The sequence below is a fragment of the Saccharomonospora xinjiangensis XJ-54 genome (assembly GCF_000258175.1).
Taxonomy (GTDB): domain Bacteria; phylum Actinomycetota; class Actinomycetes; order Mycobacteriales; family Pseudonocardiaceae; genus Saccharomonospora; species Saccharomonospora xinjiangensis.
This window is the reverse complement of sequence record NZ_JH636049.1, coordinates 938,506-958,181: the sequence shown is the minus strand read 5'-3', so window position 1 is coordinate 958,181 and position 19,676 is coordinate 938,506. Positions and strand designations below refer to the sequence as shown.

Here is a 19,676-nt window from a genome sequence, read left to right as displayed (position 1 = left end):
GCCGAACGCGGGGTGACCCACCGGTGACCGGGGTGAGGGTTGGCTCGGCCTCGCTCTACGATCGGGGTATGGCCGAGTTCATCTACACCATGAAGAAGGTGCGCAAGACCGTCGGGGACAAGGTCATCCTCGACGACGTCAGCACCGCGTTCTACCCCGGCGCCAAGATCGGCGTGGTGGGGCCGAACGGTGCGGGTAAGTCCACCGTTCTGAAGATCATGGCTGGGCTCGACCAACCGAGCAACGGTGAGGCGTTCCTCCAGCCGGGCGCGAGCGTGGGCATCCTCCAGCAGGAGCCGCCGCTCAACGAGGAGAAGACGGTGCGCGGCAACGTCGAGGAGGGTCTCGGCGACATCAAGGTGAAGCTCGACCGGTTCAACGAGATCGCCGAGCTGCTCGCCACCGACTACAGCGACGAGCTGATGGAGGAGATGGGCAAGCTCCAGGAGGAGCTCGACCACGCCGACGCATGGGAGCTCGACTCGCAACTCGAACAAGCGATGGACGCGCTGCGCTGCCCGCCGGGTGACGAGCCGGTGACCCACCTCTCGGGTGGTGAGCGGCGCAGGGTCGCGCTGTGCAAGCTGCTGCTGTCGAAGCCGGACCTGTTGCTGCTCGACGAGCCGACCAACCACCTCGACGCGGAAAGCGTGTTATGGCTGGAGCAGTTCCTCGCGAACTATCCGGGCGCGGTTCTCGCCGTCACACACGACCGGTACTTCCTCGACAACGTCGCCCAGTGGATCATGGAGCTGGACCGGGGTCGTGTCGAAGGCTACGAGGGCAACTACTCAACCTACTTGGAGAAGAAGCGGGAGCGGCTGGAGGTCCAGGGCAAGAAGGACGCCAAGCTCGCGAAGCGGCTGTCGAAGGAACTGGAGTGGGTCCGCTCGAACGCGAAGGCGCGACAGACCAAGTCGCGTTCCCGGCTCGAACGCTATGAGCAGATGGCCGCGGAGGCGGAGAAGACCCGCAAGCTCGACTTCGAGGAGATCCAGATCCCGCCAGGACCCCGGCTGGGCAACGTGGTCGTCGAGGTCGAGCACCTCAGCAAGGGTTTCGACGACCGGCTGCTGATCGACGACCTCACGTTCACTCTGCCGCGTAACGGCATCGTCGGTGTCATCGGCCCGAACGGTGTCGGCAAGACCACGCTGTTCAAGACGATCGTGGGGCTGGAGAAGCCGGACTCCGGATCGGTGCGCATCGGCGAGACGGTCAAGCTGTCCTATGTGGACCAGCAGAGGGCGGGTATCGACCCGGGCAAGACCGTCTGGGAGGTGGTGTCCGACGGGCTGGACTACATCCACGTCGGGCAGACCGAGATGCCGTCCCGCGCCTACGTCAGCGCGTTCGGTTTCAAGGGGCCTGACCAGCAGAAGCCGGCAGGTGTGCTGTCGGGTGGTGAGCGCAACCGGCTGAACCTGGCGCTCACGCTGAAGCAGGGCGGCAACCTGATCCTGCTGGACGAGCCGACCAACGACCTCGACGTCGAAACGCTGGGTTCATTGGAGAATGCGCTGGAGGAGTTCCCCGGCTGCGCCGTGGTGATCTCCCACGACAGGTGGTTCCTCGACAGGGTCGCGACCCATATTCTCGCCTGGGAAGGTACCGAGGAGACCCCGGCGAAGTGGTTCTGGTTCGAGGGCAACTTCGAAGGCTACGAGAAGAACAAGGTCGAGCGGCTGGGTGCGGAAGCGGCACGGCCACACCGGGTGACTCATCGAAAGCTGACCCGCGACTAGAGGACGTCGCGAGCCCCCGGAGCCGACAGTTGAGGAAAGACCCAGTGGCGACCACTGAGCAGACAGGCGAAAGCGCGACGGGCGGCCGGAGATCGGCCGGTGACGGCGTGACCGGGGGCTCGGCGTCCGCCGAGCTTCTGGTGGAGCGAGCCTCGGCACTCCGGGTGCGGGCGCCCGAGTTGGCGCTCATCCTCGGCGAACGAGCCGCCGCCGTTGCCGAATCCTCCGGCGACAACGAGTTGTGGGTGAGGGCGGAGAGCCTCGCCGTCCACGCGAAGGTCGTGCTCGGACACCGCGCGTCCACGGTGGGACGTGCGGTGACGGCGCTGCGCGCGGCGGAGGACGCGGGGCATCCCGTCATCGCGGCACAGTTGCGCACCGACCTCGCGGTGTGCGCACGGTCGGTGGGCGCGCCGTTGACGGGTCTCGCGGCGTTGCGCCCTGTGCTGACCGCGGGCGGTCTTTCGTCGGTGCAGCGCGCGGCGGCGCTGTGTCATCTCGTCGGCTGCCTCGGCACCTTCGGGCGCAAGGCCGAACTCGACAGGGTGTTGATGGAGGGGGATCGCCTGATCTCCCGGGATCCCCGGCTGCCTGACGACGACAGGCTGATCGCGCGCGCGTTGCTGCGTGTCGGTGTGTCGGCTCACCGCAGGCGGCACGGCGATCTGGTGAGTGCCGCCGACGCGGCCCGCACCGGCATCGGTTTCCTCGACGAACTGACGGACCCGGGCGCGGACGGAGGTCTCGCCAGGGTCCGGCTCGCCCTCGAACTGGTCTGCACGCTGCTCGACCGGGGTGACGCGGATTTGGCGCTGGAAGTGGCGGAGCCGCTGCTCGCCGCGCCGGAAAGGGCGGCGTCCGTCGCGCCCATGGCGTGGTTGAGGTCGGCCGTGGCGACCCGGGTTCACCTCGTGAACGGCTCGGCGGAGACGGCGGCACGCACGTTGCGCGAGGCCGTGCACACCGCGAGCCGACACGGGCTGTACGCGTTGACGGCGCGGTTGTGGCTCGAACTCGCGCATGTCGAGGAGCGCATCGGCGAGGCGAGCGAGGCGATTCAGTGTCTCTACCGCGCGCGTTCGGCCGAACACCTGCACACGCGGGTGAGCAGCCAGGCGCGGTCTCTGCTCACCGGCGCTTTCGGCGCGGGCGAGCAGGCGCCCGTCGATCTCGCGGAGATGGTGGCTGCCGCCGCGCGGGCAGCGTCGGCGGCAGCGGCGGGGACCGCGGCGCCTCCCGCTCAGCGTGCGTCGTCCGAACCGGTGTCCGAGCTCGCGGCAACGGCAGGAGCCGGTCAGGGAGTGCCCGGCCGGTCGGGTGGAAGGCGCAGAGCGGATGAACGCGGTGGCCGGTCGAGGGTCGTGCTGCCGATGTTGCGGCTGGCGCCTGCGTCCGGTGCCGAGGAAACCGGGCAGCGGTCGTCGGCCACCGAGGCAACGGCCCCGGCAGCGCGGATGGCGGAAGCACCCGCGCCGAGGACACCGACCGAGGAGCACGTCTCGGCCACCGAGGTCACGGCCGTCACCCCGGCCATCACCGACGAGCCGGTGTCCCCCGTGCTTCCTGTGCCTTCCGCGACTCCCACGACACCTTCGCCACCCATGCCCCGGCGACGGAGGCGCAAGCCGGAATCCGACGACGCCGAGACATCGCAGAGCGCGGCGAACACGACACGGCACGACGCCGAGCACGGCTCTGTCGCTGCGCGGTCGGTGCTCGACCGGCTCGGCATCTCGCCGGGTGGGGGCGGCAGGCGCCGTGCCGCCGACAAGGACGGCGCGGGCGAGGAGAGCCCCGGCGACGACGGCACCGGTAAGGACACCCCGGCCGTCGCGCCCGCTCCGCGGTCGGAGTCGCGTCCGGCCGAAGAGCCGTCCGCCAGGCCAGAGACAGGGGAGAGGGCGTCCACCTCGCCCGACGCTTACAGCTGGCTGCCGAGGCTGAAGTTGCCACCGTCGCTGGCCCCGCTGAACGAGGACGCCGTCCAATCGGCTGCGACGTCGTCGAACGGCACCGGTGGCGACACCACCCCGGAGCCCGGCGCCACGCACGCGGAGCGGTTCTCCGGACCGGGTGTCCCCTACGACGTGCCCACCGACGATCCGCCGCCGGACGCGGGCCTCGCGGAGCTGCTCGCGAGGGCACTGGCCGAGCATCAGGCGGGCACGGCGAGCGCGGCGGCGTTGGTCCGCAAGCTCGGCGTGGACGACGAGCAACCACGGGTCAACGGCAAGCATCGTGGCGAGAACTCCGAAGGCTGACCTACCACAGGGGGCCTGGCGACCGCTGTTCCGATGGCGTGGGACAGTAGCGAGGAGAGGCGTGACGTTGAGGTCTAGCCAGGACAGTGGAGAGTTGGGTTGTCTGACATACACTCGACCGGAACATCGATCCACCCCGGCACGGAGGGCGTGAACACCGACCCGCCCGGCCGGCCTCGGAGCCCGGAGCAGATCCGCGACGACCTCGTGGAGACTGCCGCCGCGCAGGCGCCGGACATCGCGGATCTCGTCCGGCTTTACTACCGGCTCGTTCCCGCCGAGGAGATTCTCGGCGACGACCCGACGGACCTGGTCGGGGCGGTCAGGGCGCACCTGGAACTCGCCAGGCAGCGGGTTCCCGGCAGGCCGGTCGTCCGGCTGTTCAACCCGACCTCGGCCCACGACGGGTGGGCACGGGAGGCCACGGTCGTGCAGGTTGTCACAGACGACATGCCGTACCTGGTGGACTCCGTGGCCGCCGAACTGTCCCGCAGCGGTGTGCAGGTGCAGCGCATCGTTCACCCGATCGTGGTCGTAAGCCGGGACGTCACGGGGGTTCTCCAGGAGGTCCACCCCAAGGCCGACGTCGCGGACCCTCCGCAGGGCGCCGCCGCGGAATCCTGGATGTACCTGGAGATCGACCCGATCGGTGATCCGGCACGGGCACGAGACCTCGACAACAAGCTGGTCGCCGTGCTCAGCGACGTCCGTGAGGTCGTCGAAGACACCGACAAGATGACGCAGGCCGCGATCGACATCGCTGCGTCGCTCGACGAGAACCCGCCTCCGCTGCCCAGCGACGAGGTCGCCGAGGGCGCCGCGCTCCTGCGGTGGCTGGCGAACAACCACTTCACGTTCCTGGGATACCGCCACTACGAGGTCGTGCCCGAGTCACAGGCCAGCGACGAGCCGGTGCTGCGAGCCGTGCTCGCGTCCGGTCTCGGTGTCCTGCGGCAGGACAGCCTCACGGCCCGCAGCCTCACCAGGGGCCCTGACACGGCGTCGCGCGTGCTGTCGCCCACGCTGCTCGTGCTGACCCACGCAAGTTCTCCGTCCACTGTGCACCGTCCGATCTATCCCTACTACGTCGGTGTCAAGACGTTCGACGGCGCGGGGAGGGTCACGGGCGAGCACCGATTTCTCGGCATGTTCACCTCGTCGGCTCTGCACGAGGACGTCCTCGACATTCCCGTGGTGAACACGCGTGTGCGCGAGGTCATCCACCGCGCAGGGTTCCCGATGGAGTCGTACTCGGGTCAGCGGATGCTGGAGGTGCTCCAGAACTGGCCGCTGGCCGATCTGCTGTCCGCCGACGCGGACTCGCTGTACGCGACGGCGACGGGAGCCATCACGCTCGCCGATCGCCGCAGGCTGCGATTGTTCCTTCGCCGGGATCCGTACGGGCGGTTCTACTCGTGCCTCGTGTTCCTGCCGAGGGACCGTTACACGACGTGGTCGCGCCTTGCCATGCAACAGGTGCTGCTCGACGAACTCGACGGCACGTCGCTCGAATACAGCACCCGCCTCGGTGAGACGCTGCTCGCGCAGATCCACTTCACGGTGTACACCGAAACGGACGTCGTCACCGAGCCCGACACCGTTCGCATCCAGGATCGGCTCAACGAGGCCGTAAGGACGTGGGACGACTCGCTGGCCGAGGCCATCCTCGCCGAGCGGAGGGCCCGCGCTGGCAATGGCAAGGCCGTCACGCTGGCCGGTGAGGAATCGGCGACCGAGCAGGCGCAGCGCTTCGCGTCGGCCTTCCCCGAGGCGTACAAGGAGGACTTTGACGCCGAGACCGCGTTGATCGACCTGCGGAGGCTGGAGGCACTCGGCGACCCCGATGCGATCGACATGTCCTTCTACCTCCCCGCGGGCGCCGAGCCGGGAGAACGCCGGTTCAAGCTGTACCTCCGTGAGGGCGTCACACTGTCGGCGCTGCTGCCGATGTTGCAGCGGATGGGCGTCGAGGTGGTGGACCAGCGGCCTTACGAGGTGAGGACCGAGGACGGCAACCGGTGCTGGATCTACGACTTCGGGATGCGGATCGAGCCGGGAGTGCTCGCCGAGCTGGGCGACGCCGCTGAGGACGACCTGCGGGTGCGCTTCCAGGACGCCTTCGCCGCGGCCTGGCACGGGCTGGCCGAGAGCGACGGCTTCAGCGCGCTGGTGCTCAAAGCCGGGCTCACGTGGCGGCAGGCCGCTGTGCTGCGCGCCTACTCGCGGTATCTGCGGCAGGCCGGATCGCAGTACTCGCAGGGCTACATCGAGACGGCCGTCCTCGCGCACACGGAGGTCGCGAAGGCGCTGGTGCGCCTGTTTGACCTGCGTTTCGCTCCCGATCGGGACGACAGCAACCGCGGCGAGGACGTCGATGCCCAGATCGCCGAGATCAACATGATGATCGACTCGGTGACCAGCCTCGACACCGACCGCATCCTGCGGCGCCTGCTCTCGGCGATCGTGGCGACACTGCGGACGAACTACTGGGTCACGGGCGAGGACGGTTCCCCGCGCCCGTACCTGGCGTTCAAACTGGACCCGCAGCGTGTTCCCGACCTGCCCGAACCCCGCCCCGCGTACGAGATCTTCGTGTACTCGCCGCGGGTCGAGGGTGTGCACCTTCGGTTCGGCTCCGTGGCGCGAGGCGGTCTTCGCTGGTCCGACCGCAGGGAGGACTTCCGCACCGAGATCCTCGGCCTCGTCAAGGCTCAGGCCGTGAAGAACGCCGTGATCGTCCCGGTAGGAGCCAAGGGTGGCTTCGTGGTCAAGAAGCCGCCGGTTCCGACCGGCGACCCCGGTATCGATCGGGAGAACCACCAGCGCGAGGGCATCGCCTGCTACCGCATGTTCATCTCCGGCCTGCTGGATCTGACCGACAACCTCGTGGACGGCGTCACGGTGCCCGCGCCCGATGTCGTGCGCTACGACGGTGACGACAACTACCTCGTGGTGGCCGCGGACAAGGGCACGGCGACGTTCTCCGACATCGCCAACGAGGTCGCGGCAGGCTACGGCTTCTGGCTCGGCGACGCGTTCGCCTCCGGTGGTTCGCGTGGGTACGACCACAAGGCCATGGGCATCACCGCGCGGGGTGCGTGGGAGAGCGTCAAGCGCCACTTCAGGGAACTCGGCAAGGACACCCAGCGCGAGGATTTCACGGTCGTCGGTATCGGCGACATGGCGGGCGACGTCTTCGGCAACGGGATGCTGCTGTCGAAGCACATCCGGCTGGTGGCCGCGTTCAACCACCTGCACATCTTCCTCGACCCCAACCCGGACGCCGCGTCCTCCTACGAGGAGCGGAAGCGGCTGTTCGAACTTCCGAGGTCGTCGTGGGAGGACTACGACCGTTCGCTCATCAGCGAGGGCGGCGGTATCTATCCCCGGTCTGCCAAGACCATCCCGATCAGCCCGCAGGTGCGGCTCGCGCTGGGGCTGGCCGACGACGTCACCACGATGGCGCCCGCCGAGCTGATCAGGTCGATCCTGCTGGCGCCGGTCGATCTGCTGTGGAACGGCGGTATCGGAACGTACGTCAAGGCGGAGAGCGAGACCCACGCCGACGCGGGAGACAAGGCCAACGACGCGGTTCGCGTCAACGGTGGTCAGCTTCGCGTGAAGGTCGTCGGGGAGGGTGGCAACCTCGGCTTCACCCAGCGGGGCCGCATCGAGTTCGCCAGAAGCGGCGGCAAGATCAACACCGATGCTCTCGACAACTCGGCGGGGGTGGACTGCTCCGACCACGAGGTCAACATCAAGATCCTGCTCGACCAGCTCACCGCGAAGGGCGAGTTGACATCCGACCAGCGGAACGCGCTGCTGGAGGAGATGACCGACGAGGTCGGGCAGCTTGTGCTGGCCGACAACTACCGGCAGAACGCCGTGCTCGGTGTCAGCAGGGCACACGCCGCGCCGATGGTCTCGGTGCACAGCAGGCTGGTGGCCGCGCTGGAGAAGAAGGGGGTTCTCGACAGGGAACTCGAAGCGCTGCCCGGCAAGGCGGAGTTCGCCGCGAGGGAGAAGGCAGGGGAGGGGCTGAGCTCACCCGAACTGGCGACGCTGCTCGCGCATGTGAAGCTCGACCTCAAGGACGAGGTCCTCGACAGCGACCTTCCCGACGCCGACGTGTTCGCCCGCAGGCTGCCGGAGTACTTCCCGACACCGTTGCGGCGCGACTTCGCAGGTGAGATTGCGAAGCACCCTCTCAGCAGGCAGATCACCACCACACTGCTCGTCAACGAGGTGATCGACGGTGCGGGCGTGTCGTACGCCTTCCGGCTCGCGGAGGAGCTGAACGCGACAGGAACGGACGCGGTGCGGGCCTTCGCGACCGTCACGGGCGTGTACGACCTGCACTCGATGTGGGAGGGCATCGACGCGCTCGACAACGCCGTCTCCACCGACATCGCCGATGCGATGGTGCTGGAGACCCGCAGGCTGCTCGACCGCGCTGCCCGCTGGTTCCTCACCAACCGGCCCCAGCCGCTCGCGGTCGGGGCCGAGATCAACCGGTTCGCCGAGCCAGTCGCGACGCTGGTGCCGAAGCTGGGCGACCTCCTGCGCGGCCAGCAGGCCGAGGCCGTGCGGCGGGAGACCGAGGCGCTCGTGGAGGAAGGAGTTCCCGAGGACCTCGCCCGCAGGGTGTCGTTGCTGCTCACCGGCTACTCGCTGCTCGACATCGTCGAGGTAGCCGAGATGGCCGAGCGCGAAGTGGGGATGACCGCCGAGCGCAGCCCCGTCGAGACAGCCGAGCTGTACTACGCGTTGTCCGACCACCTGGGCATGGATCGCATGCTCACCTCGGTGAACGCACTGGAACGCGGCAGCAGGTGGCACTCGCTGGCGCGTCTCGCGCTGCGTGACGACCTGTACTCGTCGCTGCGGGCGATCACATTGGACGCTCTGCGGCACAGCGACCCCGGGGACAGCGTTGACGACAAGATCGCGCAGTGGGAGCAGGCGAATTCGTCGAGGCTGGCGCGTGCCCGTGTGACGCTGGACGAGATCGAGGGCTCGGGAAGGCTCGATCTGGCGACGCTGTCGGTGGCCGTGCGGCAGATCCGCGGCACGGTGCGCTGAGGCGGGGACCATGAGCCGGGAGGCGAGTCACTACGTCGCGCAGGTTCGGCCCCGATGGTCCGATATGGACGCGTTCGGACACGTGAATCACGCGCGGCTGGTGACGTTGCTGGAGGAGGCGAGGGTGCCGCTGCTGTTCGGCGGCACCACCGCGTCGAGCGACGACGCGGGCCTCCGACGTGATCACGGACGTCGCGCGAGTGAGCTGTCGGAGTTCGCCAAGGGCATCGTCGTGGTGCGCCTGCATGTCGATTACCGGGCGCCGATCGTGGTGGACGGCCGTGCGGTGCGCGTCGAAATCACGCTCGCCGACCTGCGGTATGCGTCGTTCACCCTCGACTACCGGGTACGAACGGGTCCTGCGGAGGACGACACGGTGGCTGCGACAGCGGCCACCGTGCTCGCGCCGTACGACCTCGAACGAGGAAGGCCACGCCGCTTGTCCGAGGCCGAGCGCGCCTTTCTCACCGAACATGTGCCGAGTGGAGGACGGGTGTGACCGAGCTACGGATTCCGGATGCCGCCGACAGGGAGAGCCTCGGCGCGTTTGTGGCTCGGGCGGTGCGCCTCGATGCCGCCACCGCCGTACGCCTGCGGCAGCGCAACGAGCACCTCGTGGAGGCATGGGCCACCACGCCATTCGACGTCCTCGTGACGCGGTCGGTCGAGGGTGAGGTGACGCCGTCGGACGTGACGGTCTCCGGTAACGAACTCCTGGCCGCGCTGACCGTCGCCAGGGTGGACGCCATGGACCCCGGCCCACCGCGCGATCTGCTGTGGCGGTCTGAATTGCCGTCGGTGAACGGGTGGAGGGCCGTGGACTCGCTGCCCGTCACGGTCGTGAGTGACCTGGCCGACCGGGGTGTCGAACTCGCGCGTGAGAACGTCGGCCCGCACGGCACACCTCCCGCGTCCCTGATGGACCAGACCGTCCTCACGGTCTCCGGGAGCGAGGACGAGGTCAAGATTCCGATGCGGTGCCTGTTCGCCCTGTCGGGGATGGGGTTCGTGGACTCGTCGGTGGGCGAGGACACGGTGCGGGTGTCGGCGACGGACTCCTGGTTGCGGCTCGACGCCCGCTACGGCGCTGTGCTGCGCCGCAGGCACGCGTTGCTGCCGCTGCTGTTGTGAGGCCCGTGGGGATGCTCACGGCATCATGGCCCGCAGGTGTTCGATCTCCGCGGTCTGCGTGGTCACGACCTCCTGCGCCATCGCGAGCGCGCGCGGCTCAAGGCCATGGGGAAGGTAGTCCTCGGCCATGGTGAGCGCGCCCTCGTGGTGGGTGATCATGAGTTCGCAGAACAACCGGTCGAACTCCTCACCGGTGGCGGCGCGTAAGGCGGCGAGTTGTTCCTCGGTGGCCATGCCGGGCATCCGGTCGTGTCCGGCATGACCGCCGTGGTCCCCGTGGCCGCTGTGATCACCGTGGTCGCTGTGCCCCTCGCGGCCGTCGTGCTCCTTGTCGCCGTGGCCTTTCGCGTGCTCGTCGAGCCACGACCGCATCATCGCGATCTCGCCCTCCTGCGCCACGGCGATGCGCTCGGCGATCGATTCGACTCGCGCGCTGCGTGAGCGGTCTGGGACGAGGTCCGTCATCACCAGGGCCTGCTCGTGGTGCGGGATCATCATCCGCATGTAGTCCACGTCGGCGTCCGAGACCTGGACCTGCCGCGCCTGCTCGGCCGCCCGCTCAGCCTGGACGACGTCGGCGGCCTCGCCGGGGCCGTGCGGCACGATGACGGCGGGCGAGGCCGACTGCTCCGGCTCCGCCGTGCAACCGGCGACAAGCATGACGATCACGGCCGCAGCGGCCGACAACGCACCTCGCATGGGATTCACACCAGCAGGTAACACCCTTCAGCGTCAAGTGGTCACCCTCCGCTGTCGTCAGAACCCTCCGATCGCCGCTATCTCCGATCGGGTGTCGGTGACCAGAATGACTCGACTGGTCACTCACCCGACCGGGAGGAGAACGCGCGTGAACACAGGACGCAGGCGCGGAGGTCTGGCTGGGGCGCTGCTCGGCGCCACGGCGCTGGCTTTCGCGGGCCTCGGCGCACCCGCCTCGGCGCAGCAGGACGACATCCCGGATGTGGACGAGGTGGTGCACAGCCGCAACATGCAGCCGATCGCCCACCTCGACAAGGAAGGCCCCTTCGCGGGCCGGAGTGCGTACAACACCGACATCGCGTTCACCAGGGGACACGCGGTGCTGGGGAATTATGACGGCTTCACCGTCTACGACGTGAGGAAGCCGTCGAAGCCACGGGTCGTCAGCCAGGTGCTGTGCCCCGGTGGGCAGAACGACGTGTCCGTGTCCGGCGACCTGCTCTTCCTGTCCACCGACTACGCCCGCACGAACGACTCCTGCACGAGCGAGCCCTCGGAGGCGTCGAACCCGGATTCCTGGGAGGGCATCAAGGTCTTCGACATCAGCGACCTGTCGAGGCCCGAATACGTGGCGTCCGTGCGCACCGACTGCGGCTCGCACACCCACACCATGGTGCCCGCGCCGGAACGGAAATCCGTGCTGCTGTACGTGTCGTCGTACTCTCCCGCGCCGGAGCTGCCGAACTGCCAGCCGCCTCACGACAAGGTGTCGATCGTCGAGGTGCCGATCGACAGCCCACAGGACGCGAAGCTGGTGGCGACTCCCGTTCTCTTCCCCGACGGAGGTAACCCCGGTGACGGCTACTCACGCAAGACCACCGGCTGCCACGACCTCACCGCCTACCCCGAGAAGAACCTCATGGCGGGGGCGTGCATGGGCGACGGCATCCTCGTGGACATCAGCGACAGGATGAACCCCCGCGTCATCGACCGCGTGCAGGACAACACCAACTTCGCGTTCTGGCACAGCGCCACGTTCAACAACGAGGGCACGAAAGTCGTGTTCACGGACGAACTCGGCGGTGGCGGCATGCCGACGTGCAACGCGGAGATCGGGCCCGAACGCGGTGCGAACGGGATCTACGACCTCACGGGAAGCGGCGACGACGCGAAGCTCGCGTTCCGCAGCTACTTCAAGATCCCGCGTCACCAGGGAGACACCGAGAACTGCGTCGCGCACAACGGCTCACTGATCCCGGTGCGGGGTCGCGACATCATGGTCCAGGCGTGGTACCAGGGCGGTGTGTCGGTGTGGGACTTCACCGACTCCGACCGGCCGAAGGAGATCGCCTACTTCGAGCGTGGACCACTGTCCGACACCCAGAACATCACCGGCGGTTCGTGGTCGGCGTACTACTACAACGGCCACATCTACTCGTCGGACATCCAGAAGGGTTTCGACGTGCTGGACATCCGTGACAGGCGCACGGCTCCGGCGAAGTCGGTGATCTTCGACGAGTTCAACGCCCAGACTCAGCCTTCCTACGGTCGCCGCTGAGCGGAGCACTTTCCCTGACGAGTACGAGGGCGCCGGTCTCGCTCGACACGTGATCGGCGCCCGCGTGCGCGTTCTACTCCCAGCTGTTCATCAGCGAGTTCGCTGCCATCTCCAGGTACCGCCAGAGCTGCGACCGGTAGGGCTCCTCGATGCCGGATTCGTCCACGGCGATCCGCATGGCCCGAAGCCAGGCGTCCCGTTCGATCGGGCCGATCTTGAACGGCACGTGCCTCATCCGCAGCCGGGGGTGCCCTCTGCGATCGGAATAGGTGTGCGGCCCACCCCAGTACTGCATGAGGAAGAGCCGGAGGCGCTCCTCCGCGGGACCGAGGTCTTCCTCGGGATACATGGGGCGAAGGACCTCGTCGCCTGCGACCTCGGCGTAGAAGCGGGCCACGAGCCTGCGGAAGGTCTCCTCACCGCCCACCGCCTCGTAGAAGGACTCGGGCTGCGGTGCCTGCGGGGAGGAATGGGCACTGCTCACGTCTGTCACATCTCCATTCTGCCGGTTGCGCGGTGTGGGCGGTCTTCCTCGTCACGACGTCGGACGGGGCCCGAAGAACCGTCCGAGCGGCGGGTCGAAGCCCTCGCGCTCCAGTGCGCGCATGATCTCGGCCCGCAGCGCGCGCTGGACAGCCCACTGACGTCCTGGCCGCACCTTCGTGGTGAGGCGGAACTGGATGGCTTCGGGCGTGACGTTCTCGACTCCGAGCACCTGCGGGGATTCGAGGACGTCGGGACGGATCGAGGCGTCCTCCGCGGCCTCCTTGGCGACCTCTTCCAGCACGGCGGTGGCCTTCGTCACGTCGGTGTCGTATCCGAGCGGGATGTCCACGACGGCGACGGCGTATCCCTGGCTGAAGTTGCCGACCCTGAGCACCTCGCCGTTACGCACATACCAGACCGTGCCGTTCAGGTCCCGCACGGTCGTAATGCGCAGACCCACCGATTCGACCGTGCCGATGGCCTCTCCGACGTCCACGACGTCCCCGACGCCGTACTGGTCCTCCAGCATCATGAAGATGCCGGAGAGGAAGTCCCTGACAAGGTTCTGCGCGCCGAAACCGATGGCGACACCGACGATGCCGGCCGAGGCGAGGATGGGGGCGAGGTTGATGCCCAGTTCGCCGAGGATGAGAACGAACGCGAGGCCGAACACCACGAAACTGGTCAGCGACTTCAGGACCGACCCGATGGTCTGGGCTCTCTGTCTCCGTCGCTCCAGCGCGACAGGGCCGAGCATCTCGGGAGCCCGCTCCTTGAGCGGACGCAGCAGCGCGGGAAGTTTGCCGGGGCTGTCGGAACCGGGCTCCCCTGCCGGGGTGCGGGTGAGCCGGTCGATCAGCTTGCGGATCAGCAGCCGGACGAGGAACGCACCGAGCAGGATGAGCAGGATGCGAAGGGGCCGCGCCACGAGCCAGTCGGCCGATGCCGCCAGCCATTCGTTGCCGGTGATGCGGTAGACCTGACCGCACCACGTCTCCATGTCCCTGGTGCAGTCCGGCGGCTCGCTGAGAAACTCTTCCACTGCGCTGCGCACTCCCTCCCTGGTGTGACCCAGCACACCGGCAGGCCGATGTGGGTCTCGAATCGCGGCATGTTGACCGGAACCGGTACGTCCGCAACCGTACTCAGGTGAGCCACGTGGCTAAACGCACGTGCGCGCAGGGTGCGTTGTGTGTTCGACTGGGGGCTGCACCGGTGGAGGTGGTCGCGTGCCAGACCGACAACCCAGCCCATCCGGCGTCGTCACCCGGCAGCCTGCCGGGCCGGCGCCCGAGACGCTCGCGCCCTGTGTGCCCGCAACCGGGGTCGTCGGACCGTCAACCGGCCCGCCCGCGAGAGCGGGAAGGGTCACCCGGTCCTACCATCGCCGTTCGCGGGACCCCGGGGGAACCGGGCCGACTCCGTCGTCGCCCGGCCTCGGGAAGCGGCGCGTGCTGCTGCTCAACGCCACGTTCGAACCCCTCACCGCGCTACCGCTGCGCCGCGCCATCGTGCTGCTCGTCTGCGGCAAGGCCGAGGTGGTGCACGAGGATCCGGCCGGGATTCTGCTGCGCTCGGCCACGATGACGGTGGAGCTGCCGTCGGTGATCAGGCTCAGCAGATACGTCCGGGTACCTTACCGGGCTCAGGTACCCCTGACTCGTGCGGGTCTCATGCACCGGGACCGGTTCCGGTGCGCGTACTGCGGCGGGAAAGCGGAGACCATCGACCACGTGGTGCCCCGAAGCAGGGGAGGGGCGCACTCGTGGGAGAACTGCGTCGCGTGCTGCGCGACGTGTAACCACCGCAAGGCCGACAAGCTCCTCTCGGAGCTGGGGTGGCGCCTGCGGGTCGTGCCGAGGGAGCCGCACGGGCCTCACTGGCGGTTGCTGGCGCATGCCAAGGAGGCGGATCCGTCGTGGCGGCGTTACCTGGGGGCGCCGGCGGCCTGATCCGGCGGTGTCGTCGGTTCAGTGGGTGACGCGGGTACCGCAGGTCACGCGCGTGCCACGCGTCACCCTGGTGCCACGGGTGACCCTGGTGCCCGCCGTGACGCGGGTGCCGCGCGTCACTCGCGTGCCACGCAGGTCGGCGGTGACGCGGGTACCACGGGTTGCGCGGGTGCCACGGGTGACGCGGGTACCGGCCGTGACCCGGGTACCGCGGGTGACTCGGGTGCCGCACGTGACTCGGGTGCCCGAGCCGGCGGCGTCGGTGGTGTCGGTGGCGGCAACGCTCGAAACGGTGAACATGGCAGGTCCTCCTGTGACCGCGTGGTGACCTGTTAAGGGCTTGGGGACGATGGCGCAAGGCCCGTACAGGTGAAAAACGTACGAGCCTTCGCCGGGGGGAACAAGGTGTTGTCGCCGGGTGCCACCGCACGTACGTGGAGTTACGACCTTTCGCGAGCAAGCCTTCCCCTTATCGTGGGATGACCCGCGTGGCAAGCGGGTGACCAGGGGGCCGGGCGCGGCGGAGAGCGGGATATTTCACCGTGGCAGGTGAGTAGTGACCGGGACGGTCGGCTACCCTGCGGCCGTGAGCATCCTCGAGACGATCCTGGTCTTCGTGGCGATACCACTGGCCGTCTACGGCTTCTTCGCACTGGTGACGCTACGGTCTAAGTTCGCGAGCAGGCCCCGATACCGACCGGGGCAGGCGTGGGACTACCCGCCCGTGTGGTGGACCGCCAACCCGGAGGGTGCGGGACAGCACACCGCGGATTCCGGGCACGGTGACGCCGCTCCGTCGAAGGTTCGAGGAGGTGCCAGTGGCAACTGGTGAACTGACCCGCGAAAGCCCGTCAACCGGACTCGAGGGAACCGAACTCCAGCCAGGTACCGCTGTGACGGCGAGCGGCCGGGTCTCGGTCGCGCAAATGTACGAGCCCGCTGCTCCGTCCGGCCCATTCGGTACTGCTGCACTCGCTCGCCTCGACGAGGCGTTGACGCTGGCCAGCAGGGAGACCGGGCTCGACTTCAGCATCTACGTCGGCGAACTCGGTGACGAGCCACGCACGGGAGCGGAGACCCTGCACGACACGCTCGGTGAACGGGGGGACGACTCCGTTCTCGTGGCCGTGTCACCGGGTGAGCGGGTCGTGGAGGTGGTCACGGGCGCTCACGCCGCGCAGCGACTGTCGGATCGGGGAGCCAAGCTCGCGGTCATGAGCATGGTCGCGTCGTTCAAGGAGGGCGACCTCATCGGCGGCCTCGTCAGTGGCCTGCGCATGATGGCCGACCAGGCGGGGTCCACGCCGCGGTCCTGAGCCCTTTCGGCACGAAGGCCGCCGTACGCCACTGGCGAACGGCGGCCTTCGTCGTGCTGGCCTGCCTGATCAGCTCTGGTCGAACTGCCGTGCGGCAAGGGCCCGCACCACACCGGCGCGGCCCTCGCTCACCAGCCGCCGCAGCGCGGCGGCATGGGCTCCGGCGAGCCACGCGTCGGCTTGGGCGATCCCGTCCTGTGACACATCCCACGACGGGTACAGCCCGAGGACGGTCGGCTGCGCGCGTTCGCTCGACCGGCGGCTCCACACCTCGTCGAGCACCTCGAAGTAGCGCTGCGTGTAGTCGCCGAGCAGGTGCTTCTGCGCGGGGTGGGTGAAGCCCGCGATCACGGCCTCGTTCACCGCGTTTGGCGATTCGTCGTCGTAGACGGCGCGCTGCCATGCCTGTGCCTTGGCCTCGGCGGTGGGGCGCAGGGCGCGGGCGCGTTCGGCGTGCCTGCGGCCGGTCGCGGTGTCGTCACGGCGCAGTTCGGCATCGATCTCGGCGTCGGAGGCGCGTCCGTGCGCGACGAGTGCGTGGAGCAGGCGCCACCGCAGGTCGGTGTCCACGGTCAGGCCCTCCAGCGGGGCGGAGCCGTCCAGCCAGCCCGCCAGAACGTCGAGGGTCGGCTCGTCGAGCACCGAACTCGCCAGCGAGTTGACGAACGCCAGCTGGTGGTCCGATGCGGGCTCTGCCGAGCGGGTCAGCTCCAGCAGTGCGGCGGTGAATCCGGGCCAGCCGTGCTCGGCCGCCCACGACGGCTGTGCGTAGGAGTTCAACGCCGTCTGCGCCTGGAGCAGCAGCCTCTGCACCACGCCGACCTCCGTCTCGGCGTGGACTCCCCGCTGCACGAGGGTGACGAAGTCGCGGGCTTTGAGTTCGGCGTCGCGGGTCATTTCCCATGCGGCCGACCAGCAGAGGGTGCGGGGGAGGGGCTCTGCGATGTCGGCGATGCGGTCGGTCAGCGTCGCCAGCGATGCGGGGTCGAGTCGCATGGCGCAGTAGGTGAGGTCGTCGTCGTTGACGAGCACGAGATCGCCCGCCTCGGCACCGACCAGGCCGGCCACCTCGGTGGTGGCGCCCTCGACGTCGAGTTCGACGCGGTGTGTGCGCACGAGTGTGCCGGTGCCGTCGTCGCCGTAGACGCCGACCGCGACGCGGTGGGTGCGCACCTCCCCCGCGCCGGGCTTAGCGCCGCCCTGCTCGATGGTGAAAGAGCGGTAGCGGCCGTCGTGGCCGACCTCGAAGTGAGGGCGCAGCGTGTTCAGCCCGGTGGTTTCCAGCCACTGCGCGCTCCACCACGACAGGTCGCGGCCGGACGCCTCCTCCAGCGCGGCGAGCAGGTCGGCTAGGGTGGCGTTGTCCCAGGCGTGCTTGCCGAAGTAGACGCGCAGCCCGGACAGGAAGTTCTCCAGCCCGACGTAGGCGACGAGCTGCTTGAGCACGCTGGCGCCCTTGGCGTAGGTGATGCCGTCGAAGTTGACCTCCACGGCGTGCAGGTCCACGATGTCGGCCGCGATGGGGTGGGTGGAGGGCAGCTGGTCCTGCCGGTAGGCCCACGACTTCTCGATGTTGGCGAAACTGGTCCACGCACCGGTGTACTCGGTGGCCTCGGCCTGCGCCAGCACACTGGCGAACGTGGCGAACGACTCGTTCAGCCACAGATCGTCCCACCAGCGCATCGTCACCAGATCGCCGAACCACATGTGCGCCATCTCGTGCAACAACGTCTCGGCGCGGCGTTCGTAGGCGTAGCGGGTCACCCTGCTGCGGAAGACGTAGTCCTCCAAAAACGTCACCGCACCCGCGTTCTCCATCGCCCCGGCGTTGAACTCCGGCACGAACAGCTGATCGTACTTCGAGAACGGGTACGCCACCCCGAACGCCTTGTGGTAGAAACCGAAACCCTGCTTGGTCTCGGTGAACAACCGCTGCGCGTCCATGAACTCCGCCAGCGACGCCCGGCAGTAGATGCCCAGCGGGATCGTGGCGTGCTCGTCGGTGTAGGTGTCACGCCACTCCGCATACGGGCCCGCGATCAACGCCACCAGATACGTGGACATCCGCTCCGAGGTCGCGAACACCGTCCGCACCGCCCCCTCCGCGGTGTCCTCCCGCGAGGCGACCAGCGCGTTGGACACCACCACCCAATCCTTCGGCGCGGTCACCACCAACCGATACGTCGCCTTCAGATCAGGCTGATCGAAACACGCGAACATCCGTTTGGCGTCCGCGGTCTCGAACTGGCTGTAGAGGTAGACACCACCATCCACCGGATCCACGAACCGGTGCAAACCCTCGCCGGTGTTCATGTACCGGCACTCCGCGTCCACCACCAACTCGTTCTCAGCGGCCAGACCAGGCAACGCGACGCCCTCGTCCTCCACATACCCCGACACGTCGAGACGACGGCCGTTGAGGACAGCCTCCCGCACGCCCTCCGCCACGATGTCCACCCAGCTGCTCTCACCAGGCCGGACACACGAGAACCGCACCGTCGTCCTCGACGAGAACACACCCTCACCAGGCCCACCACGGCCGTCGGTGAGATCCAACTCGATATCGTAAGTGTCAACCTCCAACAAGCCTGCACGCTGTTGAGCTTGCTCACGGGTCAAATTCGGGGCGGGCACTGGCACCTCTGCGCTGTTCGTCTGTTCTCGGATGTTTTGTCGGTGGTCGCACCTACTGTGCTCAGCGCATCCAATCATGAGCAGGTGGGCGCGGCGACGGGAACAACGCGTGCGGACGCGCTGTTGGCTCCCGTGAGGCTTACCCGGCCTGTCCCCACCCGCAACCAGTGACGGCAAGGAGTTGCCATGACAGCAGGCGCCGCTTCAGAGCGCACCCGGGTTGATTTCTACTTCGACCCCGTCTGCCCCTTCGCGTGGATCACGTCGAGGTGGATCATCGAGGTCGAGAAGCAGATCGATCTCGATCTCCGTTTCCGGGTCATGAGCCTGTCGGTGCTCAACGAGGGCCGGGAACTCGAACAGTGGTACCGCGAGCTGATGGACAGGGCGTGGGCGCCCGTGCGGGTCGCGACCGCGCTGGCCGCCGAGCGGGGCGAGGAAGTGCTGCGTGACTTCTACACCGCTTTCGGCACCCGCTACCACAACGAGGGCAACAAGGACATCGAACTCGTGCTCAAGCAGTCGGTCGAGGAGGTCGGTGGCTCCCCCGAGGTGCTGAAGGCCGGCGACTCCACCGGCTTCGACGAGGCGCTGCGCGCGAGCCACCACGAGGGCATGGACCCGGTGGGGGAGGACGTCGGAACCCCGACGATCCACATCGACGGGGTGGCGTTCTTCGGCCCCGTCCTCAACTCGATTCCGAGGGGTGAGGACGCCCTGCGGGTGTTCGAGGGCGCCAGAATGCTCGCGAGCTACCCGGACTTCTTCGAGCTCAAGCGCACGCGTACGGGTTCGCTGAAATTCGACTGACG

At 68.2% G+C, this 19,676-nt stretch carries 14 protein-coding genes; 10 read left to right on the top strand and 4 right to left on the bottom strand.

The window, feature by feature from the left end:
* The first annotated feature begins 68 nt into the window (after positions 1–68).
* From ettA to SACXIDRAFT_RS03740, 5 genes are all read left to right on the top strand, one after another.
* The gene (ettA, locus tag SACXIDRAFT_RS03760) at positions 69–1,745 is read left to right on the top strand and encodes an energy-dependent translational throttle protein EttA (protein WP_040922031.1); all 1,677 of its coding nucleotides are present in this window, start codon (positions 69–71) and stop codon (positions 1,743–1,745) included.
* A 44-nt stretch (positions 1,746–1,789) separates the two neighbouring features.
* Complete coding sequence (locus tag SACXIDRAFT_RS03755) at positions 1,790–4,006, top strand: hypothetical protein (RefSeq protein ID WP_006237147.1); 2,217 nt, start codon at positions 1,790–1,792, stop codon at positions 4,004–4,006.
* A gap of 99 nt (positions 4,007–4,105) precedes the next feature.
* The gene (locus SACXIDRAFT_RS03750; protein WP_006237144.1) at positions 4,106–9,088 is read left to right on the top strand and encodes an NAD-glutamate dehydrogenase; all 4,983 of its coding nucleotides are present in this window, start codon (positions 4,106–4,108) and stop codon (positions 9,086–9,088) included.
* 10 nt (positions 9,089–9,098) lie between these two features.
* Complete coding sequence (locus SACXIDRAFT_RS03745; RefSeq protein ID WP_006237143.1) at positions 9,099–9,587, top strand: acyl-CoA thioesterase; 489 nt, start codon at positions 9,099–9,101, stop codon at positions 9,585–9,587.
* Entirely contained in the window at positions 9,584–10,219 is a 636-nt protein-coding gene (locus SACXIDRAFT_RS03740) for a DUF8185 domain-containing protein (RefSeq protein WP_006237142.1), read from the top strand. Before SACXIDRAFT_RS03745 ends, SACXIDRAFT_RS03740 begins: the two co-directional genes overlap by 4 nt.
* A 15-nt stretch (positions 10,220–10,234) precedes the next feature.
* On the opposite strand, the gene SACXIDRAFT_RS03735 is transcribed toward SACXIDRAFT_RS03740, so the two are convergent.
* Positions 10,235–10,918, bottom strand: coding sequence for a DUF305 domain-containing protein (locus tag SACXIDRAFT_RS03735; RefSeq protein ID WP_006237141.1), 684 nt, complete (start codon positions 10,916–10,918; stop codon positions 10,235–10,237).
* A 148-nt stretch (positions 10,919–11,066) separates the two neighbouring features.
* Between SACXIDRAFT_RS03735 and SACXIDRAFT_RS03730 the strand changes: the two genes are divergently transcribed.
* Positions 11,067–12,476, top strand: a complete 1,410-nt coding sequence (locus SACXIDRAFT_RS03730) for an LVIVD repeat-containing protein (protein WP_006237140.1) — start codon at positions 11,067–11,069, stop codon at positions 12,474–12,476.
* Positions 12,477–12,549: 73 nt separating this feature from the next.
* Here the strand turns inward: SACXIDRAFT_RS03730 and SACXIDRAFT_RS03725 are convergent, their stop codons facing one another.
* Complete coding sequence (locus tag SACXIDRAFT_RS03725) at positions 12,550–12,960, bottom strand: globin (RefSeq protein ID WP_006237139.1); 411 nt, start codon at positions 12,958–12,960, stop codon at positions 12,550–12,552.
* Positions 12,961–13,011: 51 nt separating this feature from the next.
* Positions 13,012–14,004, bottom strand: a complete 993-nt coding sequence (locus SACXIDRAFT_RS03720) for a mechanosensitive ion channel family protein (RefSeq protein WP_040922030.1) — start codon at positions 14,002–14,004, stop codon at positions 13,012–13,014.
* Positions 14,005–14,413: 409 nt separating this feature from the next.
* Between SACXIDRAFT_RS03720 and SACXIDRAFT_RS03715 the strand changes: the two genes are divergently transcribed.
* The 3 genes from SACXIDRAFT_RS03715 to SACXIDRAFT_RS03700 all read left to right on the top strand — a co-directional run bounded on the left by SACXIDRAFT_RS03715 (position 14,414) and on the right by SACXIDRAFT_RS03700 (position 16,230).
* Positions 14,414–14,914 (top strand): HNH endonuclease, encoded by a 501-nt coding sequence (locus SACXIDRAFT_RS03715; protein ID WP_040922029.1) that lies wholly within the window; start codon positions 14,414–14,416, stop codon positions 14,912–14,914.
* Positions 14,915–15,500: 586 nt separating this feature from the next.
* On the top strand, positions 15,501–15,746 hold the full coding sequence (gene ctaJ / locus SACXIDRAFT_RS03705) for an aa3-type cytochrome oxidase subunit CtaJ (RefSeq protein ID WP_040922444.1): 246 nt from the start codon (positions 15,501–15,503) through the stop codon (positions 15,744–15,746).
* Complete coding sequence (locus SACXIDRAFT_RS03700) at positions 15,733–16,230, top strand: DUF5130 family protein (protein ID WP_006237134.1); 498 nt, start codon at positions 15,733–15,735, stop codon at positions 16,228–16,230. The genes ctaJ and SACXIDRAFT_RS03700 overlap by 14 nt, the downstream gene beginning before the upstream one ends.
* A 69-nt stretch (positions 16,231–16,299) precedes the next feature.
* On the opposite strand, the gene pepN is transcribed toward SACXIDRAFT_RS03700, so the two are convergent.
* Positions 16,300–18,864 carry an aminopeptidase N gene (gene pepN, locus SACXIDRAFT_RS03695; protein ID WP_006237133.1) on the bottom strand — a complete coding sequence of 855 codons (2,565 nt, stop codon included), beginning with the start codon at positions 18,862–18,864 and terminating at the stop codon, positions 16,300–16,302.
* Between the two features lie 186 nt (positions 18,865–19,050).
* On the opposite strand from pepN, the gene SACXIDRAFT_RS03690 reads away from it, so the two are divergent.
* The gene (locus tag SACXIDRAFT_RS03690) at positions 19,051–19,674 is read left to right on the top strand and encodes a mycothiol-dependent nitroreductase Rv2466c family protein (RefSeq protein ID WP_006237132.1); all 624 of its coding nucleotides are present in this window, start codon (positions 19,051–19,053) and stop codon (positions 19,672–19,674) included.
* Positions 19,675–19,676: the final 2 nt, after the last annotated feature.